The sequence below is a fragment of the Pseudarthrobacter sp. B907 genome, assembly GCF_040137805.1.
Taxonomy (GTDB): domain Bacteria; phylum Actinomycetota; class Actinomycetes; order Actinomycetales; family Micrococcaceae; genus Arthrobacter.
On record NZ_JBEEQE010000010.1, the window covers coordinates 68,809 to 95,184 of the forward strand.

At 66.4% G+C, this 26,376-nt stretch carries 22 protein-coding genes; 14 read left to right on the forward strand and 8 right to left on the reverse strand.

What is annotated here, in order from left to right:
• Window positions 1-54: 54 nt before the first annotated feature.
• Both ABLI39_RS10540 and tcuA read left to right on the forward strand, forming a co-directional pair.
• The gene (locus ABLI39_RS10540) at window positions 55-477 is read left to right on the forward strand and encodes a universal stress protein (RefSeq protein ID WP_349413371.1); all 423 of its coding nucleotides are present in this window, start codon (window positions 55-57) and stop codon (window positions 475-477) included.
• Between the two features lie 167 nt (window positions 478-644).
• Window positions 645-2,126 carry an FAD-dependent tricarballylate dehydrogenase TcuA gene (gene tcuA, locus ABLI39_RS10545; RefSeq protein WP_349413372.1) on the forward strand — a complete coding sequence of 494 codons (1,482 nt, stop codon included), beginning with the start codon at window positions 645-647 and terminating at the stop codon, window positions 2,124-2,126.
• A gap of 32 nt (window positions 2,127-2,158) precedes the next feature.
• Here tcuA and ABLI39_RS10550 read toward each other — a convergent pair whose 3' ends face one another.
• A complete protein-coding gene (locus ABLI39_RS10550; protein WP_349413373.1) occupies window positions 2,159-2,890 on the reverse strand; it encodes an alpha/beta fold hydrolase in 732 nt (243 codons plus the stop codon).
• A gap of 140 nt (window positions 2,891-3,030) precedes the next feature.
• Between ABLI39_RS10550 and ABLI39_RS10555 the strand changes: the two genes are divergently transcribed.
• The gene (locus ABLI39_RS10555) at window positions 3,031-3,672 is read left to right on the forward strand and encodes a GntR family transcriptional regulator (RefSeq protein ID WP_349413374.1); all 642 of its coding nucleotides are present in this window, start codon (window positions 3,031-3,033) and stop codon (window positions 3,670-3,672) included.
• A gap of 88 nt (window positions 3,673-3,760) precedes the next feature.
• Here ABLI39_RS10555 and ABLI39_RS10560 read toward each other — a convergent pair whose 3' ends face one another.
• From ABLI39_RS10560 to ABLI39_RS10570, 3 genes are all read right to left on the reverse strand, one after another.
• A complete protein-coding gene (locus ABLI39_RS10560; RefSeq protein WP_349413375.1) occupies window positions 3,761-6,052 on the reverse strand; it encodes an AAA family ATPase in 2,292 nt (763 codons plus the stop codon).
• A gap of 236 nt (window positions 6,053-6,288) precedes the next feature.
• Window positions 6,289-8,343: an ABC transporter ATP-binding protein gene (locus ABLI39_RS10565; protein WP_349413376.1), complete on the reverse strand. Its 2,055-nt coding sequence runs from the start codon at window positions 8,341-8,343 to the stop codon at window positions 6,289-6,291.
• Entirely contained in the window at window positions 8,340-10,076 is a 1,737-nt protein-coding gene (locus tag ABLI39_RS10570) for an ABC transporter ATP-binding protein (RefSeq protein ID WP_349413377.1), read from the reverse strand. Before ABLI39_RS10570 ends, ABLI39_RS10565 begins: the two co-directional genes overlap by 4 nt.
• Window positions 10,077-10,376: 300 nt before the next feature.
• Between ABLI39_RS10570 and ABLI39_RS10575 the strand changes: the two genes are divergently transcribed.
• Window positions 10,377-11,138 (forward strand): mechanosensitive ion channel family protein, encoded by a 762-nt coding sequence (locus tag ABLI39_RS10575; protein WP_349413378.1) that lies wholly within the window; start codon window positions 10,377-10,379, stop codon window positions 11,136-11,138.
• Window positions 11,139-11,332: 194 nt separating this feature from the next.
• Here ABLI39_RS10575 and ABLI39_RS10580 read toward each other — a convergent pair whose 3' ends face one another.
• The gene (locus ABLI39_RS10580) at window positions 11,333-12,358 is read right to left on the reverse strand and encodes a DUF808 domain-containing protein (protein ID WP_349413379.1); all 1,026 of its coding nucleotides are present in this window, start codon (window positions 12,356-12,358) and stop codon (window positions 11,333-11,335) included.
• 160 nt (window positions 12,359-12,518) lie between these two features.
• Between ABLI39_RS10580 and ABLI39_RS10585 the strand changes: the two genes are divergently transcribed.
• Window positions 12,519-12,902 carry a VOC family protein gene (locus tag ABLI39_RS10585; RefSeq protein WP_349413380.1) on the forward strand — a complete coding sequence of 128 codons (384 nt, stop codon included), beginning with the start codon at window positions 12,519-12,521 and terminating at the stop codon, window positions 12,900-12,902.
• On the forward strand, window positions 12,896-13,717 hold the full coding sequence (locus tag ABLI39_RS10590; RefSeq protein ID WP_349413381.1) for an MBL fold metallo-hydrolase: 822 nt from the start codon (window positions 12,896-12,898) through the stop codon (window positions 13,715-13,717). The genes ABLI39_RS10585 and ABLI39_RS10590 overlap by 7 nt, the downstream gene beginning before the upstream one ends.
• 15 nt (window positions 13,718-13,732) lie before the next feature.
• On the opposite strand, the gene ABLI39_RS10595 is transcribed toward ABLI39_RS10590, so the two are convergent.
• Window positions 13,733-14,653 carry a 2-hydroxyacid dehydrogenase gene (locus ABLI39_RS10595; protein ID WP_349413382.1) on the reverse strand — a complete coding sequence of 307 codons (921 nt, stop codon included), beginning with the start codon at window positions 14,651-14,653 and terminating at the stop codon, window positions 13,733-13,735.
• Window positions 14,654-14,940: 287 nt separating this feature from the next.
• Between ABLI39_RS10595 and ABLI39_RS10600 the strand changes: the two genes are divergently transcribed.
• From ABLI39_RS10600 to ABLI39_RS10630, 7 genes are all read left to right on the forward strand, one after another.
• On the forward strand, window positions 14,941-15,621 hold the full coding sequence (locus ABLI39_RS10600) for a response regulator transcription factor (RefSeq protein ID WP_349413383.1): 681 nt from the start codon (window positions 14,941-14,943) through the stop codon (window positions 15,619-15,621).
• Between the two features lie 5 nt (window positions 15,622-15,626).
• Window positions 15,627-17,201, forward strand: coding sequence for a sensor histidine kinase (locus ABLI39_RS10605; protein WP_349413438.1), 1,575 nt, complete (start codon window positions 15,627-15,629; stop codon window positions 17,199-17,201).
• 155 nt (window positions 17,202-17,356) lie between these two features.
• Window positions 17,357-18,562 carry a glycosyltransferase family protein gene (locus tag ABLI39_RS10610; RefSeq protein ID WP_349413384.1) on the forward strand — a complete coding sequence of 402 codons (1,206 nt, stop codon included), beginning with the start codon at window positions 17,357-17,359 and terminating at the stop codon, window positions 18,560-18,562.
• A complete protein-coding gene (locus ABLI39_RS10615; protein WP_349413385.1) occupies window positions 18,549-19,769 on the forward strand; it encodes a glycosyltransferase in 1,221 nt (406 codons plus the stop codon). The genes ABLI39_RS10610 and ABLI39_RS10615 overlap by 14 nt, the downstream gene beginning before the upstream one ends.
• A complete protein-coding gene (locus ABLI39_RS10620) occupies window positions 19,766-20,941 on the forward strand; it encodes a glycosyltransferase family 4 protein (RefSeq protein WP_349413386.1) in 1,176 nt (391 codons plus the stop codon). The genes ABLI39_RS10615 and ABLI39_RS10620 overlap by 4 nt, the downstream gene beginning before the upstream one ends.
• Window positions 20,942-21,027: 86 nt before the next feature.
• Window positions 21,028-22,824, forward strand: coding sequence for an ABC transporter ATP-binding protein (locus tag ABLI39_RS10625; RefSeq protein ID WP_349413387.1), 1,797 nt, complete (start codon window positions 21,028-21,030; stop codon window positions 22,822-22,824).
• A 64-nt stretch (window positions 22,825-22,888) separates the two neighbouring features.
• Entirely contained in the window at window positions 22,889-24,007 is a 1,119-nt protein-coding gene (locus ABLI39_RS10630; RefSeq protein WP_349413388.1) for a hypothetical protein, read from the forward strand.
• 76 nt (window positions 24,008-24,083) lie between these two features.
• On the opposite strand, the gene ABLI39_RS10635 is transcribed toward ABLI39_RS10630, so the two are convergent.
• Complete coding sequence (locus ABLI39_RS10635; protein ID WP_349413389.1) at window positions 24,084-24,245, reverse strand: DUF8730 family Cys-rich protein; 162 nt, start codon at window positions 24,243-24,245, stop codon at window positions 24,084-24,086.
• A 163-nt stretch (window positions 24,246-24,408) separates the two neighbouring features.
• On the opposite strand from ABLI39_RS10635, the gene ABLI39_RS10640 reads away from it, so the two are divergent.
• Window positions 24,409-25,245 carry an alpha/beta fold hydrolase gene (locus ABLI39_RS10640; protein ID WP_349413390.1) on the forward strand — a complete coding sequence of 279 codons (837 nt, stop codon included), beginning with the start codon at window positions 24,409-24,411 and terminating at the stop codon, window positions 25,243-25,245.
• Window positions 25,246-25,406: 161 nt separating this feature from the next.
• Here ABLI39_RS10640 and ABLI39_RS10645 read toward each other — a convergent pair whose 3' ends face one another.
• Window positions 25,407-26,375, reverse strand: a complete 969-nt coding sequence (locus ABLI39_RS10645) for a serine hydrolase (RefSeq protein ID WP_349413391.1) — start codon at window positions 26,373-26,375, stop codon at window positions 25,407-25,409.
• Window position 26,376: the final 1 nt, after the last annotated feature.

The following is a 26,376-nucleotide window of genomic DNA, read 5'->3' on the forward strand; positions in this document are numbered from 1 at the left end:
CCCGCAGGGCGTCCGGGAGCACCGCCATGAGTGACTAAAGAAGGAGATCGACCAGTGTCAGGCATCGTCATCGTTGGCGTCGACGGATCAGAAACAGCCATGCGGGCCGCGCGTACCGCTGCGGACCTGGCCTCGGCCATGGGCGCAACCCTCAATGTCGTCACCGCGTACGCGAGCGACAAGACCGAAGTAGTGGAAATCGCGGGCGAGGACTGGACCGTCTCCGACGCCGAGCAGGCGACCAAGGTGGCGCAGCGCGTGGCGTTGCTACTGGGTGCATCGGGCGTCTCCACCACCTACACCGCCGCGCATGGGAAGCCGCACGAGGTCCTCATCAGCGAGGCCGAACGACTCGAAGCCAAGGTCATCGTCGTAGGAAACCGCCGGATGCAGGGCCTGGGAAGGGTTCTGGGCAGCGTGGCCAACACGGTCGCCCACAACGCACCGTGCGACGTCTTCATCGCCAAAACCAACTGACCACAGCGCGCCCGTAGCGGCGGTGCGGCGGGATCAGCAGGGAGCTCGGCCGGATACGGTCGGGCTCCCTGCTGCGTTCCTGGTGCCGGCCCCTCTCCCCCGCAACACTTTTTGATCACCTCTTGCCTCATTGCATTCTGTTGTATACATTCGTATTCAAAATCGAGATGGGAGACAGGACAATGGTGGAGAACGTGGACGTTCTGGTGGTAGGCGGCGGCAACGCCGGGTTTACGGCGGCGCTGGCTGCGGCGGAGAACGGCCGTTCGGTGCTGCTGCTGGAGAAGGCGGAGAAGGACCGCGCTGGCGGCAACAGCTATTACACCGCGGGCGCCACCCGCATCCCGCACGGCGGGCTGGAAGATCTGGCCGACGTCGTCGAGCCCGACGAGCGCCACGCCGTCACGGAGGTCCCGCCGTACACGCAGGAGGACTACCTCGCGGACCTGGAGAAAGTCTCGGGTGGACGGAACGATCCCGAACTGTCCCGGGTACTGGTGGAGGAGAGCCACGGGACGCTGCGCTGGCTGCAGCGGCAGGGACTGAAGTACCGGCTGATGTACGAACGCCAGGCCTTCAGCCGGCCGGACGGCTCGTTCCTGTTCTGGGGCGGCCTGCACATCGGCAACGTGGGCGGCGGCAAGGGCCTCATGGCGGACCACGCGTCGGCGGCCGGACGCGCCGGCGTCGACGTCCGCTACGGCCACGCCGTCACCGAGCTGATCGTCGAGGATGCGCGCGTGGTGGGCGCGAGGTTCCGCGACGGCGACGGCGCGGAGAAAGAGGTACGCGCGGATTCCGTCATTCTGGCCTCCGGCGGCTTCGAGGCGAACCCGGAGATGCGGCGCCGCTACCTGGGCGAGGGCTGGCAGAACGCGAAAGTTCGCGGCACCCCTGGGAACACCGGCGAGATGATCCGCGCCGCACTCGACGCGGGCGCGGCGCAGGGTGGGGACTGGTCCACCTGCCACAGCGTCGCCTGGGATGCCGGCTTTGCCGAGAATGAGAGCAATTTTGAGCTGACTAACCAGCTGACCCGCGGCGGATACCCGCTGGGCATCGTGGTGAACCGCGACGGCGCGCGTTTCGTGGATGAGGGCGCGGACTTCCGCAACTACACCTACGCTCGCTACGGCCGGGACATCCTGCAGCAGCCCGGAGCCGTGGCGTACCAGCTGTTCGACGCCACCACCCGGCCCATGCTCCGCGCCGAGGAATACGAGATGCCCGGTGTCTCGGTCATCGAAGCCGATGACCTGGCCACCCTGGCCGAGCGGGCGGGCATCGACCCGGCTGGGCTGGAACGCACGGTGGCCGAGTTCAACGCCGGCATCGACACCGGCCGCGCATTCGACCCGAACGTCAAGGACGGGCGCGCGGCCGCCGTGGTGCCGCCCAAGAGCAACTGGGCGCTGGCGCTGGAGACCGCCCCCTTCTACGCCTTCCCCGTTACCTGCGGCGTGACGTTCACGTTCGGCGGGCTGAAGACGGACACCTACGGCCGGGTGCTGGATAACGACGGCGCCCCCATCCCGGGCCTGCTGGCCTGCGGCGAGGCGCTCGGCGGGCTGTTCAGCGGCAACTACCCGGGCGGCAGCGGTCTGGCGGCCGGTGCGGTGTTCGGCCGGCGGGCCGGCTCCGTCGCCTAAGTCCTTTTCGGTTCCTGCCTTCGTGTGCTTTCTTACCCGTCGACGACGGCGTGCAGGGCCGCGGCGGTGCCCGCCGGGTCGGTCAGCATGGCGCAGTGGTCCCCGCCCATGGTGACCAGCCGGGTGGCGGCCGGCAGGTTGGACAGGGACATCCGCATCCGCCGCTCGGTATTCTGCCGGTCCTCCTTGGGCCAGATGTAGGTCACGGGGACGCCGTCCAGGGAGCCGGCGGGCACGGTCCACGGCTCGAAGAGCGCTCCGGCAGGTTGCGGGGTGAGGCGGAACCGGACGGCCTGGACCGCGGGATCCTCCGGGTCCAGCGAGGAGAGCCAGCGGGAAGCCACCACCTCGGCGGGCACCACGCAGCTGCCGTCCCCGCGCTCGGCGGCTTCCCGCTCGTAGGTCTCGCGGATGGCGGGGTCCAGGGTGTCCGCCCAGGACTGGCCGGGCTTGCAGGCCTGGGCGCTGAAGTAGACCAGGTGCCGGACCTTGTCGGGGCGCTGCAGGGCCGCGGCGGCGATCGGGTACCCGGCCATGCTGTGCCCGACGAGGACCACGGGTTCCGGGGCGGCGTCCAGGCGTTCGACGACGGCGGCGACGTAGTCGGCCACCGTCACCAAACCTCTCGGGGTGGCGTCGTTCCCGTGGCCGGGGAGGTCGAACGCGGCGGCCTGCGCGCCGAGGGCGGCGAGTTCGGCGATGGTGTCCTCCCAGCACCGGGCGCCGAGCATACTTCCGTGCACCAACAGGATCTCAGCGGCCATGAACGCTCCTTCGGCGGAACTGGGTGGGGAGGCCGCGGCTCCGGCGGCGCGATTGAATGCAAATGTATACTGCGAGCTGGGTGATGGGAACCCGGATGGTTGCCCGCGGACGTCACTTCCGGGCCCGGTGAGGAGCGTGCGTGGTGTTGGAGAAGTCGGTCTACAGCCGTCTGCGGGAGGACATCCTGAGCTCGGCGATCACGCCGGAGGAGACTCTCACCGAGGTCAAGCTGACGGAGCGGTATGGCGCCTCCCGCACCCCGGTCCGCGAGGCGCTGCAGCGGCTGGAGCAGGACGGGCTGCTGGAGCGCCGCGGCAAGGTCCTGGCGGTTCGGACCCACACGGCCGAGGAAATCGTGGACATCTACGAATCCAGGATCGTGCTGGAGGAGGCCGCCGCGGCCAAGGCGGCGCGGAAGCGGACGGACCTGGACGTCCGGCTGCTGCGGGCCAAGTACCAGGTCATGCGCGCGCTGGATCCGGCCGACGGGTCGGCTCTGGCCGAGGCGAACCGGGAATTCCACGGCCTGATCTGGACAGCGGCCCACAGCCCGTCGCTGATGCGGCTGCTGACCGGCCTGGACCAGCAGGTCCGCCGCTACACCCTCACCACCCTCACCCACCCGGGCCGCTGGGAAGCGGTGCTGGCCGACTACGAGGCGCTGGTTGCGGCGATCGAGGCCGGCGACGCGACTGTGGCGGGCGACATTGCCGCCCGCCACATGACGGAAGCCCTGCAAATTCGGCTGCAGATGTATGCCGAGGACCCTCAGCGGTTGTAAACCGGGCGTCGCACCCCGGTGGTGGCAACTGAAAACATCCAACCTTGCGAATGGTCTGAGACGACCCTGGGACGCGAGAACACCAGTACTAGATGTTCGCTCCGTAGATCACTTTGAGTGTTCGGGTCCCGTAGGCTTCGACCTCTTGGGCGTCAGCCACTTCAGCATCGCAATCGCTCGCCGTATCGTGATGGAAACGCGAAGCGTAATTGTTGATCTCGTTTAGCTCCGGCAGAAGGTGGTGAATGTGCACCAGAGGACTGGGAGCTACTTGGTCTTTGATATGTAGAAGAACCGCACCGAGGGTCGCCCTAGCCGGGAGCAGACCCCCCGGGAAACGCCGGTGCAGATAGCCCTCAAGAAGCGGTCGTATAGCAATTGCCGAATCCCGCGCATTCCCCTGGCTTCCGTTCACAAATTCATAAACCAATCGGTAATTCCGGTGATACGGGGACTCGCACTCCTTATCGATGTCGATCGAATCAAAACTAGAGTAGCGATTTTGAGATCTTGATATCTGGTGAATAGAAATATCGCTTCCTGATTTTAGGTGTTTTTCAAAAACATTCCTCAGATCGCGGATAAAGTTTGCATCATGACCCAGGACAATCAACTGGTTGCAAGCATCGCTAATTCCGGTAAGTATCTTCTGCGTGTTATTGCGCCGCGAGCGATCCAAACTGCTGACCGGATCATCAACAACAATGACCTTCTTTGCAATATCGGGATCCGCAGCGATCATCGATGCAAAGAAGGCAAAGGCCAACGTCCGCTTATCACCCTCACTAAGAGCAGTGGAAAATGAAGGCGATCCCCCAGCAAGCTTAACCGATTTCCCTCGCAGATTAATCCCATAATCCGTCCGCGGCTCTAATCCCCGGAAATTCGTCTGGAACTCATCAATCTCGAAACTTGCGCCAAGACTCCGAAGATTTTTGTTGATGTCGGTTCGGTACTGGCTGAGGGTGGCGCGCATAACATCAGTCAACTGCTGGCGTGCATACTTCTTTGCCAGCTCGGCTGTCTTGAGCTGATCACTAATTTTTTTCAGGTCAACAAACAAATCGATAACCACAGAACTGTAACGAGACATTGTCAAGCGTAACTTATTTCGCTCTGTCAAGAGCTGCGTCACATCCTCCGTCATTAGCTCCGACTTATACTTTACGATCGCTTGCTCGTTAGCAATCAGAACGTCGTTTTGAGCATTAATAAGATCGACCAAGTAAAGAGCGCTCTTTTCCAAGTCTTGAAGATCTGATTCAGTCCCCACCGAGTCCGCTAGATCCGCTCGCTTCATGGCGATCATTCTCAGCAGTGGTTCCCGCACATTCGCGACCGCAGCGGCAACGGATTCGAGGGGCAGACTCACGCGTGGAAGCTCGATCACATCCGACCATGACTCTATGAGTCGGTTAGCAGTCTCGGCATCGGATGCTATTTTGCGTACGACGTCACTCGAGGTGGCCTCATCTACTACCCTTTCGAGCAGTTCCAATGTGGACTTCAACTCGATGTAAGCGGTATTGAAGTGGCTACGATATGCACCGATGATGTCCAAAGAATGTGTCGCCTGGCCACAGTACGGACAACTAATTCCGTCATCGAACTTCTGGCCCTCAGCAAGCCACACTTCAGCTCCGGAATGGGAAAGACTACCCAAATGTTGGTTTATCACCGACTCGGCTTGTTCGTGAAGGTCGTCAAGGGATATCTGCAATTTTTCGAACCAATTATCGACAGGAAGGTCCAGAACCTCAATCTGTCCAGGCAAGGATCGCTGGAGTAGCTTCCCCGCATCCCTGGCCGAAACCAACCTTTTATCCATCCTCGCGATAAGATTATCAATCTCAGAAAGCGGTGGGAGCGTTTCAAAAATCGACAGAGGCATTTCGCCGTGATGGCCCGCGAGCTCGCGTTTTTTGGTACTTAAGGCGTCTGCGATAGAAGCTTCATCAGTCGTAGCCTTTTCGAGCCTCGTCTTTGCATTGACGGCCTTGTCTCCGAGAGCAAAAGACAGAAGATTCTTTCTATGTTCTGTTGTTACTTCTCCACCAGAATACACATTGCGCTCGATGAAGTCGGTGTCGAAGACGACAATTTCGCTGCGTTGAGAAGTCCAAGCACCGTCCTCAAATCGCACCTGGTGTCCGGCGTCGAAACGAAGTTTCACATAGGGATCTTTATTTCCATCGACCGTCTTGCGCTCCAAAATAATGCTCGCGTCATTTGAGGAAACTGATCGCAGAACACTACTTAGCGTTGATTTCCCTCTACCATTATCCCCAAATATTAGGGCAACCCGCTTCAGGGTGTGCGGACTTCCGAAGGCCTCATTGAACAGCCCTATTCCATTTATATTATCTATTCGCTGCAGCACCGCATCCCCAATTCATCCAGCGGGCTACTTTTTAACCCTATATCGTACGATTTTACGATCAGGATGAATATATAGATGTCTCGTTGTCTCCTCGGGAATCCTTCTAGCGAGTTGTCGCATACGGACAAGGAAGTCGCAGACCTCGCACGGATGTCCATCCGATTCGCGGATTCCTCCGGTTGCGGTTGTCACCTGCAACAGTGGAATGAGCGGCACGACTGAGTTTCAGCCGCGCCCTAAACCTCCGCCACAGGTGCCGCGAACTGGGCCGCATACAGTGCCGCGTACGCCCCGCCGGCCTCCAGCAGTGAAGCATGAGTCCCCTGCTCCACGATCTGGCCGGCCTCCATCACCAGGATGAGGTCGGCGTCGCGGATGGTGGAGAGTCGGTGGGCAATGACAAACGACGTCCGGTCCGAGCGCAAAGCGCTCATCGCCTTCTGCACCAGCACCTCGGTCCGGGTGTCCACAGACGATGTTGCCTCGTCCAGGATCAGCACCGACGGCCGGGCCAGGAACGCCCGGGCGATGGTCAGCAGCTGCTTCTCCCCCGCCGAGACGTTGGCGCCCTCGTCGTCGAGCACGGTGTCGTAGCCCTGCGGCAGGGACTTCACGAACCGGTCCACGTAGGTCGCCTTCGCGGCCTCCAGGATCTCCGCATCCGAAGCATCCGGCCGGCCGTAGGCGATGTTGTCCCGGATGGTCCCGCCGAAGAGCCAGGTGTCCTGCAGCACCATGCCCATCCGCGAGCGCAGCTCGTGCCGGGACATCGCGGCGACGTCCACGCCGTCCAGCGTGATCCGCCCGGCGTCGAGCTCGTAGAAGCGCATCATCAGGTTCACCAGCGTGGTCTTCCCCGCGCCGGTCGGGCCGACAATCGCCACGGTCTGCCCGGGCTCCGCCGCCAGGCTCAAGTTGGAAATCAGCGGCTTGTCCGGCGAATACGCGAAGGACACGTCCTCGAACACCAGCCGCCCCCGCCCGCCGTCGGGCGCTTCCGCCGGAGACGGATCCGCCGACTGCTCTTCCGTGTCCAGCAACTCGAACACCCGCTCGGCCGACGCCACGCCGGACTGCAGCAGGTTCGCCATCGAGCCCAGCTGAGCCAGCGGCTGGGTGAACTGCCGCGAGTACTGGATGAACGCCTGCACATCGCCCAGCTGCATCGCCCCGGACGCCACCTGCAGCCCGCCCACCACCGCAATTCCCACATAGACCAGATTCCCGATGAATGTCATGGCCGGCATGATCAGCCCGGAAATGAACTGAGCACCGAAGCTGGCCTGGTACAGCTCCACGTTCTTCTGCCGGAACCGCTCCTCCACCTCGCGCTGCCGGCCGAACACCTTCACCAGCGCGTGCCCCGTGTACGTCTCCTCGATCTGGCCGTTCAACTCGCCGGTGTTTTTCCACTGCGCCACGAACAGCTTCTGCGAGCGCTTGGCGATCACCGCCGTCGTCACCAGGGTCAGCGGAATCGTCACCAGGGCGATGATGGCCAGCGTCGGCGAGAGGATCACCATCATCACCAGCACCCCGGCCACGGTCAACACCGAGGTCACCGCCTGGCTGATGGACTGCTGCAGGCTCTGGGAGATGTTGTCCACGTCGTTAGTCACCCGGCTGAGGAGCTCGCCGCGCTGCACGGTGTCGAAGTAGCGCAGCGGCAGCCGGTTGATCTTCGCCTCGATCCGCTCGCGCAGCCGGTACACGGTCCGCTGTACCACGCCGTTGAGGATATATGCCTGCATCCACATAAACGCCGACGCCAGCACGTACAGCACCAGAGCCCACAGCAGCACCGAGGACAGGGCGGCGAAGTCGATCCCGGTGCCGGGCGTCAGCGCCATGGCGCTGAGCATGTCCGCCTTTTGGTTCTCCCCCGCGGCCCGCAGCTGCGCGATCAGTTGCGTCTTGCTCACCCCGGCGGGCAGCTGCTTGGACACAACGCCAGCGAAGATCAGGTTGGTGCCCTCGCCCAGCAGCCGCGGCCCGATCACTGACAGCGTCACGCTCACGACGGCGAGGGCCAGTACCAGCGTCAGCCAGATCCGCTCGGGGCGGAGTTCGCCCAGCAGCCGGCGGGCGGACGGGCCGAAGTTCATCGCCTTCTCCGCCGGGATGTTCATCCCGGCGAACGGTCCGCCGCGGCCGGGACCGCCGGCCGGACGCGGAATCCGCAGCGGGGCCTCCTTGGCAGCGCCGCCCCCGGATGCGCCGGTGCCACCCGCGACACCGCCGCCACCCGCACCACCCGGGCCACCCGCCCGCTGGGACTCGACCTTGCTCATACCGCCTCCTCCGCCGCGAGCTGGGAGTTCACGATCTCCTGGTACGTCGGCGAACTCTCCAGCAGCTCCTCGTGTTTTCCGTGCGCGACGATCCGGCCGTCGTCGAGCACCAAGATCTGGTCCGCGTCGGCGATGCTGGACACCCGCTGGGCGATGATCACCAGCGTCGCACCGGCGGTGTGCTGCCGGAGCGCCTGTCGCAGCCGGGCATCCGTGGCGGTGTCCAGCGAGGAGAACGAGTCGTCAAAGATGTAGAGCTCGGGCCGTTTCACCAGCGCCCGGGCGATCGCGAGCCGCTGCCGCTGCCCGCCAGAGACGTTGGTGCCGCCCTGCGAGATGGGCGCGTCCAGCCCGCCCTCCATCTCGCGGACAAAGTCTTCCGCCTGCGCGATGGACAGCGCGCGCCAGAGCTCGTCCTCGGTGGCGTCGGGCTTGCCGTAGAGCAGGTTGCTGCGGACCGTGCCGGAGAATAGGTAGGGCTTCTGCGGGACCAAGCCGATGTGCCCCCAGAGCAGGTCCGGGTGCAGCTCGCGCACGTCCACGCCGTCGATCCGGACCGAGCCGGAGGTGGCGTCGAAGAGCCGCGGCATCAGGTTCACCAGGGTGGTCTTGCCCGAACCGGTCGAGCCGATAATCGCCGTCGTCTGGCCGGCGCGGGCGGTGAAGTCCACGTCCGAGAGGACCGGCGCCTCGGCACCCGGGTAGGCGAATCCGACGTCGCGCATTTCCAGCTCGCCGCGGGCTGCACCGGCGAGGCTGACCGGGCGCTCCGGCGGCCGGACGCTGGATTCGGTGCCCAGCACCGCGCCGATCCGATCCGCGGAGACGGCGGCGCGCGGGATCATGATCGCCATAAAGGTGGCCATCATGACGGACATCAGGATCTGCATGAGGTAGCTCAGGAATGCGATCATGGTCCCCACCTGCATGGACCCGTCCTCGATCCGGAACGCGCCGAACCAGATCACGGCCACCGACGAGACGTTGAGCACCAGCATCACCGTGGGGAACGCGAGCGCCATCAGCCGGCCGGCGCGCAGCGCGGTGTCCGTGACGTCCTCATTGGCGCGGCCGAAGCGGGCGGTCTCGACGCCTTCGCGGACAAAGGCGCGGACCACGCGGATGCCGGTGAGCTGTTCGCGCAGCACCCGGTTGACCGTGTCGATCCGGGTCTGCATCAGCCGGAACAGCGGCACCATCCGGGTGACAATCAGGCCCACGGCGATGAGGAGCACCGGGACGCTGACGGCGATCAGCCAGGACAGCTGCACGTCCTGCCGGACCGCCATGATGACGCCGCCGATGCTCAGCATGGGCGCGGTGACCATCAGCGTGGCGGACATCAGGACCAGCTGCTGGACCTGCTGGACGTCGTTGGTGGAGCGGGTGATCAGGCTGGGCGCGCCGAACCGAGTCACCTCCTGCTCGGAGAACTCCGCCACCCGGGTGAAGATCGCCCCGCGCATGTCCCGGCCCAGCGCCATCGCGGCCTTCGCGCCGAAGAAGACGGCGGCGATGGTACAGGCGATCTGCAGCAGCGTGACCATCAGCATCACCCCGCCGACGCGCAGGATGTAGTCCGTGTCCCCCCGCGCCACACCCTGGTCGATGATGTCCGCGTTCAGGGTGGGCAGGTACAGCGAGGCGATAGAGGCGGCCAGCTGGAATACGACGACGGCGAGCAGCAGCCGCCGCTGCGGCCTCAGGTATTCGACGAGCAGTTTCCAGAGCATCCGGTCTCCACTTTCACGCTGCTTCACGCACGATGACTCGAACGCCAGTTTACGTCCGGCGGCTGGGAGCGGTTGGGGTCCCGGGGGGCAGGGAGGATCCACCGACGTCGGCCCGGCCAAGCTGCTGAGAATACACGCCCCCACATGACTTCGTTGCCGGGCACCAAACAGATGGGTTGTGTACCAAAATTACTAAGCTTGCTTGCTTTTTGGGGTTTCTGCGGTGTTTAGTGAAACCGGACAAAAAATCCACGGACCGCATCATTTACCCGCATCCCCAAAGTTCTGGAGGAATAAAGAATGGAAGATACACTCAAGGCCGGCCTGGCCACCGTTGTGGAATTCGTTCCTAAGCTGGCGCTGTTCCTGGTCATCCTGATCATCGGGCTGCTGATCGCCAAAGCTATCGCAAAGGCGCTGTCCAAGCTGCTGCACAAGGTCGGTTTCGACCGGGCTGTGGAGCGCGGCGGCGTCAAGAAGGCCCTGGCCAACTCCGCGCTGGACGCCAGCGACATCATTTCCAAGATCATCTATTACGCCCTCGTACTCTTCGTGCTGCAATTCGCCTTCGGCGTCTTCGGTCCGAACCCGGTGAGCACCCTGCTGGCCGCGATCATCGCATTCCTGCCCAAGGTCGTCGTTGCGATCATTATCGTGATCATCAGCGCAGCCATCGCGGCCGCCGTCAAGACCCTGATTCAGGGCTCCCTCGGCGGGCTCTCATACGGCAAGACCCTTGCCAATATCGCCAGCATCTTCATCCTGGGCATCGGCATCATCGCGGCCCTGAACCAGGTGGACATCGCCACCACCGTCACGACCCCGATCCTGATCGCCGTCCTGGCTGCCATCGTCGGCGTCGTTGTCGTCGGCGTTGGCGGCGGCCTGATCAAGCCCATGTCCGCCCGCTGGGAGCACTACCTGAACAAGGCCGAGGAAGAAGCGCCGCGGATCAAGGCCGAGGCCCAGAACGCACGCCCGGCCTCCGAGCAGCTCAAAGACGCCGCGCGGGAGCACCTGCCCGCTGACCGGCCTGCGGGCAACGGCGCGCACCGCTCCTGACCCCGGGCGCCCGGACCGGCTCTCGGAGCCGGACCGGGCGCATTCGGCGCCAGGTGTCCGCCCCCATTCGGTGGAAGCCACAGAAAAGCACAAAGCCCTCGGAACCCCACCGAGGGCTTTGTCGTTCCCGCTCCGCGGGCACGCCTGCCGAAGCGTGCTGAGCGCGTGCCTGCGTCCTGCCTGACCGGTCCGAACTAGGGGTTGGGAGCGGCGTCGTGCGTTGCCGGCTGACGGCCCTCGGCGGCGGAGCGGGCGGCGTCCTCTTCGTGACCGCTCTTTTTCTTGCCAAACGGCAGCACTTTGAGCAGCGGCTGCAGGATCGCCATGACCACCAGGCCCCAGGCGAGGCCGAGGACGGCCGAGCACAGGGTGTTGACCAGCCAGGCCAGGAAGCTGCCCACCACCGGAATCCCCGCGAACGGTGCCTCGAGGACGTGGACCAGGTCGTACGGCAGGTGCCAGCCGAGGTCGTGGGCCCCCTGCAGCATGATGTGCCCGCCCACCCACAGCATGGCAATCGTCCCGATCAGGGTGATCGCGGCCAGCACGGCGGGCATCCCCCTGACGAGCAGCTCGCCGAAGCGCTGGGCGCCGGCGGAGTCCTTGGCCGCCAGGTGCAGGCCGATGTCGTCCATTTTGACGATGAGTGCGACGGCGCCGTACACGGCCACCGTGATCACGAGCGCCACCGCCACCAAGATGGCCGCCCGGACCCACAGGGTCTCGGCGGCCACCTCGTTCATGGCGATGACCATAATCTCGCAGGAGAGGATGAAGTCGGTGGTGATGGCGCCCTTGGTGACCTTGGCCTCCGCCTCCGGGCCCCTGTCCACGGCGGGTGTGTCTTCTTCGGCGGTGTGGTGGCCGAAGAATTTGTGCCAGACCTTCTCGGCGCCCTCGTAGCAGAGGTAGGTGCCGCCCAGCATGAGGATGAACGGGATTACCCCCGGGATGAAGGCGCTGATGAGCAGCAGAGCCGGCAGGATGATCAACAGCTTGTTCCGCAGCGAGCCCCAGAAGATCTTCTTGATCATCGGCAGCTCGCGGGACGGGTCCGCCCCGGACACGTACTGCGGGGTGACGGCGGCGTCGTCGATGACCACGCCTGCAGCCTTGGCCCCCGCTTTGGCCGCTCCGGCGGCGACGTCGTCCACCGAGGCGGCGGCGATCTTGGCCAGGGCTGCGATGTCGTCCAGCAGGGCGACCAGGCCGCCGCTCACAGCCCGCGTCCGTCCTGTTTGGGGGCGGACGGCTGGGCGAGGTTGCCTCGGTCAAGGCGCGTGATCGGCATCCTCGAATTATATGGTGGCGGGCTGGCCGCCGGCCCGCGGAGTCAGGCGGCCGGTGCACCCTTGCGCCGGCCGGGTGTACCTTAGCCGGATGCTGAGCATTGGTTCGATCGTGATCCGGGTGGACAACCTCGAACGCCAGATGGCTTTCTGGCAGGCCGCCCTGGGCTACGAGCCGCGGCACGAGCCCGGCGACGACTTTGTCATCCTGCAGCCGCCGGGCGGAGGAGGCACCTGCATCTCGCTGGACCGCGTTCCCGCGGCCCTCCAGATCCCGCCGCGGCTCCACCTGGACCTGTATACCGACAAACAAGAGGCCGAAGTACGGCGGCTCCTGGCGCTCGGCGCCACCCGGGTGGAGTGGAGCAAACGGCCGGCGGACGCGGACTACGTGATCCTGGCCGACCCGGAGGGCAACAGGTTCTGCGTGGTGGACACAGCCGGGAAACCACGAGCGGAGGGCATCCCATGCTGAGGCAAGTCGCCGAGGGCGTTCTAGTCCACGAGAGCGGGTTCATCCAGAGCAATTCCGTGATCGTGCAGGGCAGGGACGGGGTGCTGCTCGTCGACCCCGGCATAACGCGCGCCGAACTGGCAGGCCTCGCCCACGACCTTCGCGAGCTCGGCCAGCCCGTCGTCGCGGGCTTCGCCACCCATCCCCATTGGGACCATGTCCTCTGGCACGCGGCCTTTGGTGACGCGCCGCGTTACGGGACAGCCCGCTGCGCAGCTGCGATGCAGGAACTGCTGTCGACCCCGGACTGGCGGGCCCGCGTGGCCGGCGTGCTTCCGCCGGACCTGGCCGAGGACATCCCCCTGGAGCTGCTCGGCCTGATTACCGGCCTGCCCTCGGACTCGGCAGAGCTTCCCTGGGACGGCCCCACCGTCCGGATCATCGAGCATCGGGCCCATGCTGCAGGCCATGCCGCGCTGCTGATCGAGGACCGTGGCGTCCTCGTCGCGGGCGACATGCTCTCCGAAACCCTGATGCCATTCCTCGATCTGGGGGCCGAGAATCCGCTCGAAGACTACCTCGCGGCGCTGCGGCTCTTCGAGGGCGTGGCCGACCGCGTCGATGCCGTCATCCCCGGCCACGGCTCGGTCGGCGGAGCGGACCAGTTGCGGGCACGGATCAACCAGGACCGCGCGTACGTGCAGGCCCTGCACGACGGCGGTGTTCCCGACGACGCGCGGGTCGGCCCCTCGGCCCCGCTGGAGTGGCTGCCCGACGTGCATCGATGGCAGCTGCAGCGGCTCGCCGAAAAGGCGCAGTCCGGGGCGCCCGAATAGCGCCCCCGGGCCGGCTCAGCCGCCCAGCACCACGTTCACCGGCGGTTCGCCCGCCAGCATGAGCTCGATCTGCCGCTGGACCAGCTTCCCCATCCGCGGCCGCATGGCCGCGCTCGCCCCGCCCACGTGCGGGCTGACGATGACGCCGGGGATCCCCCACAACGGGTGGTCCTGCGGCAGCGGCTCGGGATCGGTGACGTCCAGGGCGGCGCGGATCCGGCCGGCGGAGGTGTGCTTGACCAGCGCCTCGGTGTCCGCGACCGGTCCCCGGGCCACGTTGACCACCAGCGCGCCGTCGGGCATCGCCGCGAGGAACGCGTCATCGATCAGGTGGCGGGTGGAGTCGCTGAGCGGCACCCCCACAATGACGACGTCGTGCTCCGGCAGCAGGGCCGGAAGTTCGTCAATGCCGTGGACGTGGCCGCGGTCATCGGTCCGCGCCCGGCTGGCCACCCGGGTCACCGTGGTTTCGAACGGCAGCAGCCGGTCCTCGATCGCCTTGCCGACGCCGCCGTAGCCGACGATCAGCACACGCTGGTCCGCGAGGCTGGCCGTGGGCCGGCTCTCCCAGCGGCCCTCCCGCTGGTTCTGCAGCACGCGCGGGAGCTCGCGCTGGCTGGCCAGGATCAGGGCCAGCGCCAGCTCGGCGGTGGACGTTTCGTGGACGCTGGCCGCGTTGGCGAACACCCGCCCGGCCGGCAGGAACTCCTCGACGCCGTCGTAGCCGATCGACTGGCTCTGCACCAGGGCGGTCTCGACGCCTTCGAGCCCGCGCAGCACCTTGGTGCCGCCCATGTACGGCGGGACCACGATGTCCAGGCGCGGCTGCGGCGGTTCGCCGGACAGGTCCCACTCGAGGACGGTGACGTCCGGGTGCGGCTGGAGGTATTCACGCAGGGTCGCGTCGGGCAGGCTGACGGTAATCTTCTTCGGCATAGCTGCCAGCCTAGCGGGCGGTCGCCGACGGCGTCGCGATAAGTCGCCGTGCGGAAAATGCGTACCGCGAGGGGGTGGCGCAGGCCCGGCTGCAGGGGCAGGATGGGAGGAAACCGGATCCCAAGCCAATCGTGGAGGCCGGAGCTTTGCGCACGGACACTGACCGTGTCCGGGTTTTCGCCCGTACTCCGGGCCGATCGGGGCTGCTGGGGCTCCTGACGTTCCTCCCAGCTCAAATGCAGGAGACGCCACAGTTTTCGAGCCGGCTCGAACTCCTTGGGGTCGCAGTGATCCGCATACTCATCGCCGAAGACGAAGAACGCATCTCCCGGTTCATCGAGAAGGGCCTGCGGGCTGCCGGTTTCGTCCCCACCGTGGTGACCGACGGCGTGACGGCCGTGGACTATGCGTCCAGCGGCCAGTTTGATCTCCTGCTCCTGGACGTCGGGCTTCCCCGCCTCGACGGCTTCACTGTCCTGAGCGTGCTCCGAAAAAGCGGCGTGGATCTCCCCGTCATCATCCTCACCGCGCGGGCCTCTGCCGCGGACACCGTCGCAGGGCTGGACGGCGGCGCGGATGACTACATCACCAAGCCGTTCCGCTTCGAGGAACTTGTCGCCCGGATCCGGCGCCGGGTCCGCCCGGGCGAGAACAACGACCCTCCCGCGGACCACATCATCCGGCACGGCGTCCTGGAGCTGAACCTCCACACCCGCTCGGTCAGCGTCGGGGACAGGACGGTGGAACTCTCGGCCCGCGAATTTGCGCTGGTGGAGATGTTCCTGCTCCACCCGGGACAGGTCCTCAGCCGGCAACAGCTTCTCAGCCATATCTGGGGCTACGACTTTGACGGGACGTCCAACGTGGTGGACGTCTATGTCCGCCAGTTACGACAAAAAATCGGCGCGGACCACATCGTTACCACGCGCGGGGCCGGCTACCGGCTGACCGGGGAAGGGGAACCGTGACCTCCATGTTGGACCGGCTGCTTCCAAGCGGCCGACGGGCGCCCGGGACGCCGGCCGTGACCAAACCGGCCGGCGCCAAACCATCCGTCACGCGTTCCGGCGGAGCTCCCGCCCCGGACCCGTCCGGGTGGAGCGCGAAGTTCCACTCGGTGCGTTTCCGGGTCATCGCCGCAATGCTGGGCATGATGCTCGCCGGGCTGGTAACCGCGGGCCTCATAGCCTTCATCGTCCAGTTCCAGGACTCCGACGCCCGCGTGGACCAGGCCATCCTGGACAAGGGCAATTCGGTGGTCAAACTGGTCGGGACCAACAGCGCCGCCAACGGCGATTCCTACGGCAGCAGGCTCCATGAGGCCGCCGAGGACATCGAACCCCGCAGCAACGAAGTGATGGCCGGAATCGTCGACGGGCGCATCGCCTGGATCAAAGAGGGGAACCCGAAGGAGCCGCTGCTTGACGCCACCCTGCAGTCCTCCGTCACCAAGCTTCCCAACCGCTGGGCCGCCTCCTTCGGCGCGTTCGACGCAGGCCGCCGCCCGCTCCGGACGGTGGCCCTGCCGGTGCCGGGCACGGCAGGCGAAAACACCGGGACGTATCTGCTGCTCGGCCGGGACGCCGCCGACCAAAGGGACCACAATCTCGCCTCAGTCCAGACCTACTCCCTGGTGGCCGCCGGCACGCTGCTCGCCGCCGCCCTGATCGGTGCCCTGGTGGCGGGGCGCCTGCTGGATCCGCTCCGGCGCCTGCGCGAAGCCACCCGCGTGGTCAGCCATGAGGACCTCACGCGGAGGGTGGAAGTCCGTGACGGGGAGGACGATGTAACGCTTCTCGCGAAGACGTTCAACACCATGCTGGAACGACTCGACGAAGGCGCGCGGCAGCAGCAACAGTTCCTCGACGACGCCGGCCACGAACTGAGGACCCCCCTCACGATTCTCCGCGGGCACCTGGAACTGGTGTCCGTCGACGACCCTGCCGATGTAACCGCCACCAGGGAGGTGCTGCTGGAAGAGGTGGACCGGATGCAGCGCCTGGTGGACGACCTACTCCTGCTCGCCAATGCCGGCCACCCTGACTTCGTCAGGAAGGCGCCCGTCCGGATCGCCGACTTCCTCCACCAGGTGATGGAGAAGATCCGTGTCCTCGCGGACCGCCGCTGGCTGATCGATGAATGCGCCGACTGCACCGTGGAGGCCGACCCGCAGCGCCTCACCCAGGCCTTTGTGCAGCTCGCGGCCAACGCCGTCAAGTACACCGGGCAGTCCTCAACGATCGCCTTGGGCAGCAGAATTGAACGCCCGACGGCGCCGGACGGCACCGAACGGCCCGGCGCCGACGAGCTGCTGCTGTGGGTGCGTGACACCGGCGCCGGCATCGAGGCCAAGGACCAGCAGCGGATCTTTGAGCGTTTCGGCCGGGCCCGCCAGGGCCGGGGGGAGGAAGGATCCGGCCTTGGCCTGGCCATTGTCACCGCCATCGCCGAGGCCCACGGCGGCACAGCCACCGTGGAATCAACCTATGGCCAGGGATCACGGTTCCTGATCAGGATTCCGCTGGAGGCCGCGCGCGTGCACCTCTGACCGGGCGGCGGCCGGCACACCCCTTCATGAAGACTCCTTAATCGTCCCCTCATCCGCTCCTCACCCTGGCGTTGCAGGCTGGTCTTAACGGCAACCACCGCCGGCAAGGAACACCCCCTGAGCTGTGGGGTACGGGGAGGATCGCAATGGAGCCCATGCGGATAGTGCTCTACTCACACGATTCAGTGGGCCTGGGGCATATGCGCCGGAATCTGGCGCTGGCCCACGCCCTGAACAACCAGATTCCGGGCCTGACCGGCCGCCCGGTCACCGGCATCCTCATCACCGGCACCGCGCTGGCGCCCGCGTTCCCGGCGCCGGACGGCTGGGACTGGGTGCTGCTTCCCGGGGTGGGCAAGAGCCCCGGCGGCTACCTGCCGAGGAACCTCACCATGCCGATGGACGACCTTGTGTCCATGCGGGCGAGGCTCCTCAAAGCGGTCCTGGCCGGGTTCCGCCCGCATCTGGTGGTGGTGGACCGCCACGCCACCGGGGTGAACCGCGAACTTGAATCCGCCCTGCGGCGCGCCCGTTCCGGGTGCCAGGTGCGGGTGGTGCTGGGTCTCCGGGAAGTCCTGGATTCCCCGGACGTGGCCTCCGCGGAGTGGGCCAGCATCGGCGGTCCACGGCTGGTCAAGGCCCTCTTCGATCAGATCTGGATCTACGGAGACCCCGCCGTCCACGATCCCGTTGCCGCCGGTGAGATTCCCTTCTCGCTCCGGAATCTCATCCACTTCACCGGCTACCTTGCCGCCGGACGGCCCCCCGGCTCCGGAACGAGCTGCATGCCCGGGCCCTACTGCCTGACGACGGTCGGAGGTGGCTCGGACGGCCACGCCCTGGCCCGCGTGGCCGTCGCCGCACCCGTGCCGGAGGGGCTGGGCCATCTGATCGTGGCGGGTCCCCAGATGCCCGTGGAGCAGCTCAACGACTTGCGGCGCCAAGCCGGCCCCGGCGTCAAGGTTGTCCCCGCAGTGGACGACCTGCCCTACCACCTCCGCCACGCGGCCGCCGTCGTTTCGATGGGCGGCTACAACACGGTGTGCGAGATCATGAGCACCACCGTGCCCGCCCTGATCGTTCCGCGGACCGAGGCGCGGGAAGAGCAGCGCATCCGGGCGGTGTCCCTGGCCGCCGCCGGGTATTTGGAACACCAGGACATCGGCACCCTGACCCCCGAGGTCTTCGGCGGATGGCTCGCGGCGAGGCTCGGCGCCGCGGTGGACCGGCGTCGGGCGGTGCTTGACGGGCTCATCCGGGTGCCGCAACTGGCGGCCGAGTTGCTCCAGCCCCTCTTCCGTCCGAAGTCCAGCGTTCCGGCCCTCGATCCGAAGGAGCGTGCCAGCCGTGTCGCCGTCTGAGCCGGGGACCGCCTACGTCCTCAAGATGTATCCGCGGTTCTCCGAAACGTTCATCGTTGCGGAAATCCTGGCCCGCGAAGCTGCGGGGGACCGGATCGAGATCTTCTCGCTCCTGCCCACCAACGACGCCCGATTCCACCCCGACCTCGCCCGGGTCCAGGCACCGGTGACCTACATTGACCGCCCCATCAAGACGGTCGCCCTGTGGGAGGCCCTCCAGTTGGCCGAGGAGGCGGGGCTCACGGCCGCCCTTGGCTTGAACTTCGCCAAACTCGCCGCTGTGACGGCGGACGAAGCCGTCCAAGCCATCAACCTGGCCACCGCCTTGAACGGCCGGAACATCCGCCACATGCACGTCCACTTCGCTTCGGGCGCCACAACGGTCGCCCGGCTGGCGTCCTTCATTACCGGCATCCCCTTCTCCTTCACGGCCCACGCGGTGGATATCTTCCATGAGTCAGTCCAGGACGAGGATCTGCGGCTCAAGCTGGAGCAGGCCCACCACGCCGTGACCATCAGCCAGTACAACATGCGCTACCTGCGCCGCCGCTTCCCGGGCTCGACGTCCCGGCTCCATCTGGTGCGCAACGGACTGGAGCTGGAACGCTTCCCCTACCGGGAGCCCCACCCCCTCGGAACCACCCTGCGGATCGCCGCCATCGGCCGCCTGGTGGAGAAGAAAGGCTTCCAGCACCTGCTGCCCGCGGCCGCGGAACTCCTGGACCAGGGCGTCAAAATGGACCTCCGGATCGCCGGGACGGGGCCCATGGCCGAGGAACTGGAGGCCAGCATCGATCAGCTCCGCCTCCGCGGGCACGTCCGCCTCCTCGGCCCCCAGACCCAGGACGAGGTCCACGAACTGCTCCACTCCGCCGATATCTTCGTGGCGCCCTGCGTGATCGGCGCCGACGGCAACGCGGACGGCATGCCCACGGTCCTGCTCGAGGCCATGGCCACCGGCGTCCCCTGCGTCAGCACATCCGTCACCGGGATTCCCGAGGTGGTCCGGAACGGCTCCACCGGAGTCCTGGTCCGGCCGGGCAACCCGCACGCCGTGGCCCGCGGGATCCTCACCCTGCGCTCCCCCGCTACGGACAGGGTTGCCATGTCCCGCAATGCCCGCGCCCTGATCGAGGAGGACTACGACGTCCACCGCCAGGCCGAGCTCCTGAGGTCCCTCTCCCGTTCGGAAAGGAGAGTCGCATGACATGCGTGGCATACCTCTGCGCCGACCCCGGCGTGCCTGTTTTCGGCACCAAGGGCTCCTCGGTGCACGTCCAAGAAATCGTCCGGGCGTGGCGCGGGACCGGCGCCGCCGTTACGGTCTACTGCACCCAGATCGGCACCGAGCGGCCCAGCGATCTTGCCGATCTCGACGTCGTCGAAGTCAGGCCGGAATCCGCCCCGGGCCCCGCCCGGGAACGGGCCGTACAGGACGCCGCTTTGGGCCTGGCGGACGAGGTCCTGCGCAACGGCTGCGGGCTGTTCTACGAGCGCTATTCGCTGTTCAGCCCGGCACTGTCCGTGGTGGCCCGCATTTTGGACGTGCCGTCAGTACTGGAGGTCAACGCCCCCCTCATCGAGGAGCAGCAGCGGTACCGCCAGTTGCTGGATGTGAAGAAGGCCGAGACGGTGTTCCGCCGCAACGCGGCAACGGCCGACGTCGTGGCCTGCGTCTCGGATCCCGTGGTGCACTGGGTGCGGGCGCGGGTGCCGGCCGCCAGAACCGTGCTGGCAGCGAACGGCGTGAACGTCGACCGGATTTCGGCCCGCCGCCCCGGGCGCCGGAACCCGGACCACCTCACGGTCGGGTTTGTGGGAACGCTGAAGCCTTGGCATGGCGTCCCCGGCCTGCTGCACGGTGTGGCCCTGGCCAACCAGCAGACCCTTGACCCGCGCCTGCGCTGGCAGGTCCAGGTGGTCGGTGACGGGCCCGGGCGGGCGGATCTCGAACGCCTCGCAGAGTCTCTGGGCGTGCCAACGGTGTTCACGGGCGCCGTTGCGCCGGCCGCCGTGCCCGGGCTCATGGCAGAATTCGACGCCGCCGCTGCCCCCTATCCCCCGGACGCCCCGGGCGAGGACGATTACTTCTCACCGCTGAAGGTCTTTGAGTACATGGCGGCCGCGCTGCCCGTGATCGCGAGCGCCGTGGGCCAGATTCCGTCCATCATCCAGGACGGCCGCACCGGAATCCTCGTCCCGCCCGGGGAGCCGGCCGCCTTGGCGAATGCCCTCATCCGGCTCGGCGAAGACCCGAACCTGCGGGAGAGGCTCGGGCTCGAGGCCCGCAGCGACGCGGTGCAGAGGTTCAGCTGGAGCGGAGTACTGTCCCGGATCACCGGGGCCCTGCCGCCTGCCCGCAGACTGGCCACGCAATGACCACCGCTGCCAGGCATTCGCACCCCCGTAGCTGGCGAACACTGTGGCGAAGGACCGGCACCAACGCGCCCGCCGAACCCACTCCGATGCAGCGGACCTTGCGGTGCATCCGCCCGCATCTGCGCGGGCACAGGTTGCTGATCACCTGCGGATTCATTGCCATGGCCGTGGAAATCCTCTTCCGGCTACTTGAACCGTGGCCGGTGAAGATCGTCCTCGACTCCGTCTCACACTCACTCGGCGCCAATCTGCGCAGGTCCCCGCTCAGCGTGGAGGCAAGCGCCGAGGTGCTGCTTCTCTGCGCCGGCGCAATAGTTGTCATCAGCCTAATCCGGGCCGTGGCAAGCTACCTGTCCGCGATCTCGTTTGCCCTCGTGGGCACCCGCGTTTCCTCCGAATTGCGCGCCCGAACCTTCCGCCACCTCCAGAGCCTGTCGATGCGCCACCACAGCCACGCCTCCACCGGCGACACGGTCCAACGGCTCGTCGCGGACGTATCCCGGCTGCAGGACGTGGCAGTCACAGCAGGGCTCCCCCTCATCGGCAACGTAGTGTCCCTGATCGCCATGATGATCATCATGCTCTGGCTCGATCCTTTTATCGCTTTGGTGACGTTCGTGTCCATCGGGATATTCATTTTGTTTTCCCGTAAGAGTTCGGGATCGATTACCACCGCGGCCCGCACATCACGCAAGGGCGAAAGTGCCCTGGCCACCACAGCCGCACAAACCCTGGGCGCAATGCGCGAAGTCCAGGCGTATGGACTCGAAGACACCCTCAGCTCGGGCTTCGGCAAGAGCAACCAGGCAGCGTCTGGCTCGGGGGTGGCCACGCTGAGGCTGTCCGCCAGCCTGCAACGGAAGACCGACGTCCTGACCGGAATCGCCACGGGGGTGGTCCTCGCCGCCGGCGGATGGAGGGTGATGCAACATGCGATGACCCCAGGGGATCTGACCGTTTTCCTGTTTTACCTGAAAACCGGGATGAGGCCGCTCAAGGATGTGGCCAGGTACACCAGCCGCATCGCCCGCGCGACGGCCTCCGGGGAACGGGTGGCCGACCTGCTCGACGCCCAGAGTGACGTCCCCGAGTCACCTAACGCCGTCGCGCTCAAGAGCCCCCACCCGGACGTCGTGTTCGACAACGTCTGGGCCGGCCACTTCGACGGGGCTTCGGTGCTCAAGGGAATCACCCTGACCATACCGGCGGGTCAGCACTGCGCCGTTTTGGGGCCCTCCGGGGCCGGGAAGTCCACGCTGGCAAGCATGATCCTTCGGATGGTGGACCCCTGGGAGGGGAGTGTCAGCCTCGGAGGGGAGGACCTGCGCGGCCTGACCATCGCTTCCGTGCGTTCCCATGTCTCAATCCTGCTCCAGGACTCCGTGCTGTTCGGAACTTCGGTCCGGGAAAACATCAGGTTCGGCCACCTCGACGCCACCGATGAGGAGATCGAAGCCGTGGCAGTCCTTGCACAAGCCGACGGTTTCATCCGCGCACTGCCCGAGGGATACGAAACTGTCCTCGGCGAGGCGGCCAACGACCTTTCCGGGGGACAGCGTCAACGGCTGGCCGTAGCCCGCGCCATGCTCCGGAAGGCCCCCATCGTGATCCTGGACGAGGCGACGGCCGGGCTTGATCCGGCCTCCCGGGATTCGGTCCTCGACGCCCTGGACACACTCACCGAGGGCCGGACCTCCATCACCATTACCCACGACGTCAACTCGGCCCAATCGTGCGACCGGGTGATCTGGCTCGAAGACGGCGAAATTCTCGAAGATGGGGCGCCGCAGTCATTGCTGGTCGATCCGGACTCCCGCTTTGCCGGCTGGGTCCATCGGCAGCAGACCGCAGAACCGGGTGAACTGTTCAAGGTGCCGAAATGAGCATGGCACTGCAGGGACACGGGCCGCCGGACTGGCATATCCACCGATCGACGGAGTTGATCGCATGAGCTGGCACTCGCAGGTCCCGCGGTCCGCCGTCGACTCTTCCGGGCAAACCTGGAAGATCCACCGGGTGTGGCCGGACAGAACGGTCGGGGACTACATCCTGGAGGTCGTTGCGCCGGGGCAGGCCGGCGTCCGGGGAGGCGTGCTATGCGGCGGAGCGTTCGAGCTGTTGCCCACGGACGATCCGGGGCTGCCGTCCCTGCGGGCCGAAGCCCGGCGCGGGGAACTGGTGTCCTACCGGCCGCACCTGCGTGCCGTCGTCCGGACCGATGCTGGCTACATCAAGGTCTTCCCGCCCGGCGGTGCAATCGTCCCCGCGCAGCGCTGTGCGGAGACCGAGCTCCTCCTCGCCCCCGGGACCTTCACCGCACCCCGGGTGCTGCGGAACTCTCCGGACGTCATCGTCTTCAGCGTCGTTCCCGGCCAACCCCTGGGGGATTTGGCCGACGACACCGCCGGTCTCAGTGATGAAGAGTTCGACCGGCTGTGGGAGAGGTGGCAGGGCGCCTGGACCACCCAGGTGACTAGCTCCGCCGGGCACGCAGCCCTGGCCGCGCTGCCCGTCCATTCCCCGGAGGCGGAGGTCGCGGATCTGCGGCGCTGGGTGAACCGCTGGCTGCGGCACTACAACGACATTCAGGAAGCCGCATCCCAACGCGCCACCCTAACCGCACGGGCCGAGGACGTGATGCGGAATCTGCTGCGGACTTCGCCGGACCCGTTGGTCTGGGCGCATGGCGACCTCCACGACAAGCAAATCCTCGCCGACGGCGCCTCGCCGCTGGGTCTGCTGGATTTCGACGATACCGCCCAGGCCGAGGCCGCACTGGATCTGGCCAACCTGGACGTTCACTTGGAACTGAGTGCCCGCATACCGTGCATTTCGCCGGACCGGTACATGGCGGCCCACACGCGGATCATAGCTGCCGCGGAAGATTTGCACGTCAGCCCGGACCGGTTCCATGCTTATTCCGACGGCGTCTGGCTGCGGCTGGCCTGTTCCCCGTTTCCCAATCGCTCGGCCAGGGCCCTGGCTGTGCTCGGCGAACGTGCCGCGCACATTCCGCTCACGTCAGGCTATGAGCCCGCTCCTGTCCAGCTTCGCAAGCGAGGTTAGGGAAACCGGGTCCTTTGCCAAGTCGTGTCGACCGCGGAGGCCCTGGGGGCCACCCGCGGCCGGTTCAACGCCTACGTCAGCGGCCGAAGAGCTTGGCGAAGAAGCCGGTCTTGGGCTCGTTCTCGTGGCCCTTGCAGCGGTCCGCGGTCTTGACGCCGCGCATAACCTGGTCAACGTGCTGGCCGCAGCCGGCCCACGTGGTCTTACCGCACTTTTTGCATGCAACCTGTCGGCACATCTGGTGTCTCCTCAGTGGTAGGTCTAGTGGTTCCACTATACCCCGGGGGGTATTTTACGCAAATTCGCGGAACACCCTAGCCGGGCAGCACGTTGGTTCCCTACAGTGGGACCCGCTGCGGGACGCACGGATTGACTTCAGACCGTACCGAGAGGATCGCTTCATGGCATACATCAAGGTTGGAACCGAAAACAGCACCGACGTCGAGCTCTACTACGAGGACCACGGGACCGGGCAGGCGGTGGTCCTGATCCACGGCTACCCGCTGGACGGCTCCTCCTGGGAAAAGCAGGCCGCCGCGCTCCTGGCCGCCGGCTACCGGGTGATCACCTACGACCGGCGCGGCTTCGGCAAGTCCAGCAAGCCCACCGAGGGTTACGACTACGACACCTTCGCCGCCGACCTCAACACCCTGATGACCACGCTGGACCTGAACGACGCCGTGCTGGTGGGCTTCTCGATGGGCACCGGCGAGGTTGGCCGCTACCTCGGCAGCTACGGCTCCGCCCGGGTGGCCAAGGCCGTGTTCCTCGGGTCGCTGGAGCCCTACGTGCTCCAGACCGAGGACAACCCCGACGGCGTCCCGCAGTCCGTGTTCGACGGCCTGCTCGAAGCGGTCACGGCGGACCGCTACGCCTTCTTCACCGACTTCTTCAAGAACTTCTACAACAGCGATACGTTCCTGGGCACACCCCGGCTCAGCGAGGAAGTCCTGCGGGCGGGCTGGAACCTCGCCACCGCGGGCGGCCCGACGGCGTCCGTGGCCGCGCAGCCCACCTGGCTCACCGACTTCCGCGGGGACATCCCGAAGATCGACGTCCCGGCCCTGATTGTGCACGGCACCGCGGACCGGATCCTGCCGATCGATGTCACCGGCCGGCGCTTTGCCAAGGCCCTCCCGACTGCGGACTATGTGGAGATCGACGGCGCCCCGCACGGGATGCTCTGGACCCATGCCGCCGAGGTCAACGAGGCGCTGCTGGGGTTCCTGGCGAAGTAGCTGCTGATTACGCGCCGCGCTGAGCCACGCGGCCTTGCGGGGGCACTTTGACACGAAACGCCGGGCCGGCGTCGGCCATTACGACGCCGGCGGGCGGCAATGTGCCCCCGGACCGCAGCCCGCAGCGGCCCGGACGGAACGTGTCCCCCGGAACCCGGCCCCTAGAACAAGGTGTCCGCCACGGCCTGCGTCACTTGATGGATGACTTCCGTCCGTTCGGGGACACTGTCCAAGTCATCGCCCTTGGTATAGGCGACAAGGGCGTAGGCGCGGCCGCCCTCGGCGAGGATGGCGGCGTCGTGCAATTCCCCGCCGAGCAGCCCGTACTTGTGGAAGACGGCGACGCCGGCCGGTACGGCGGCCGGGATGAGCGTTTCGTAGTTGGTGTTCTGCATGAAGGCCAGCAACTGGGCGGTGTCCGCGGGTGTCAGCAGCGTTCCGGTGTAGAGGCCGGCCAGGATGCGGGCCATGTCCGCGGGCGTGAGCGTGTTGCTTTCGGGGCTGTAGTCCACGCCGATCGAGGCCGCGTAGTCCGTCAGCTCCGCGTGGCCCACGGAGTCCATGATCAGCGACCACGAGTCATTGTCGCTCTGCTGGATCATGGCCTGCAGCTGGAATTCCGCGGTGTAGTCGCCCAGGGGGTCATCGAGCGATGCGGCCCCGGTTTCCACAAGATGGTAAAACGCCTCCGCCGCCAGGACCTTGGCGGTGCTGGCCGCGACGAATACTGACTCCACCCCGTACTGGCGGACCTCGCCGGAGGCTGCCGCGCCGTCAGATACATCAAGCAGGGCCACCCCGATCTGATACTCCGGATTGGCGGCGACAATGTCGTTGATCCTGGCATCCAAAGCCGGGCCCAAGCCCCCCACGGCGGCCGGGGCGACCGCCGCGCCCGGGGCCGGCGCCGAAGTGGCCGGGGCGGCACCCGTGACGCTGCCTGTCCGGACGGACGCCGTGGAGCCGGCCTGGGCAGCCGGGTGGACGACCGCACCCAGCGCCGCAGCCAGCAGGGTGGCGCACACTGCCATCAGCACCGCCCGACGACGGCGGAACGCCCGCAAGCGACGTCGGGAGCTCCCACTGCCGGTGGGACGGTAACCGGACTGCCGGGTCGTGCGCTCTTCCATA

Coding starts and splice junctions, on each gene's coding strand:
- tcuA (WP_349413372.1), top strand. CDS start 645: ATGGGAGACAGGACAATGGTGGAGAACGTGGACGTTCTGGTGGTAGGC.
- ABLI39_RS10550 (WP_349413373.1), bottom strand. CDS start 2,890: ATGGCCGCTGAGATCCTGTTGGTGCACGGAAGTATGCTCGGCGCCCGG.
- ABLI39_RS10565 (WP_349413376.1), bottom strand. CDS start 8,343: ATGAGCAAGGTCGAGTCCCAGCGGGCGGGTGGCCCGGGTGGTGCGGGT.
- ABLI39_RS10570 (WP_349413377.1), bottom strand. CDS start 10,076: ATGCTCTGGAAACTGCTCGTCGAATACCTGAGGCCGCAGCGGCGGCTG.
- ABLI39_RS10575 (WP_349413378.1), top strand. CDS start 10,377: ATGGAAGATACACTCAAGGCCGGCCTGGCCACCGTTGTGGAATTCGTT.
- ABLI39_RS10585 (WP_349413380.1), top strand. CDS start 12,519: ATGCTGAGCATTGGTTCGATCGTGATCCGGGTGGACAACCTCGAACGC.
- ABLI39_RS10590 (WP_349413381.1), top strand. CDS start 12,896: ATGCTGAGGCAAGTCGCCGAGGGCGTTCTAGTCCACGAGAGCGGGTTC.
- ABLI39_RS10595 (WP_349413382.1), bottom strand. CDS start 14,653: ATGCCGAAGAAGATTACCGTCAGCCTGCCCGACGCGACCCTGCGTGAA.
- ABLI39_RS10605 (WP_349413438.1), top strand. CDS start 15,627: ATGTTGGACCGGCTGCTTCCAAGCGGCCGACGGGCGCCCGGGACGCCG.
- ABLI39_RS10610 (WP_349413384.1), top strand. CDS start 17,357: ATGCGGATAGTGCTCTACTCACACGATTCAGTGGGCCTGGGGCATATG.
- ABLI39_RS10620 (WP_349413386.1), top strand. CDS start 19,766: ATGACATGCGTGGCATACCTCTGCGCCGACCCCGGCGTGCCTGTTTTC.
- ABLI39_RS10625 (WP_349413387.1), top strand. CDS start 21,028: ATGCAGCGGACCTTGCGGTGCATCCGCCCGCATCTGCGCGGGCACAGG.
- ABLI39_RS10630 (WP_349413388.1), top strand. CDS start 22,889: ATGAGCTGGCACTCGCAGGTCCCGCGGTCCGCCGTCGACTCTTCCGGG.
- ABLI39_RS10635 (WP_349413389.1), bottom strand. CDS start 24,245: ATGTGCCGACAGGTTGCATGCAAAAAGTGCGGTAAGACCACGTGGGCC.
- ABLI39_RS10640 (WP_349413390.1), top strand. CDS start 24,409: ATGGCATACATCAAGGTTGGAACCGAAAACAGCACCGACGTCGAGCTC.
- ABLI39_RS10645 (WP_349413391.1), bottom strand. CDS start 26,375: ATGGAAGAGCGCACGACCCGGCAGTCCGGTTACCGTCCCACCGGCAGT.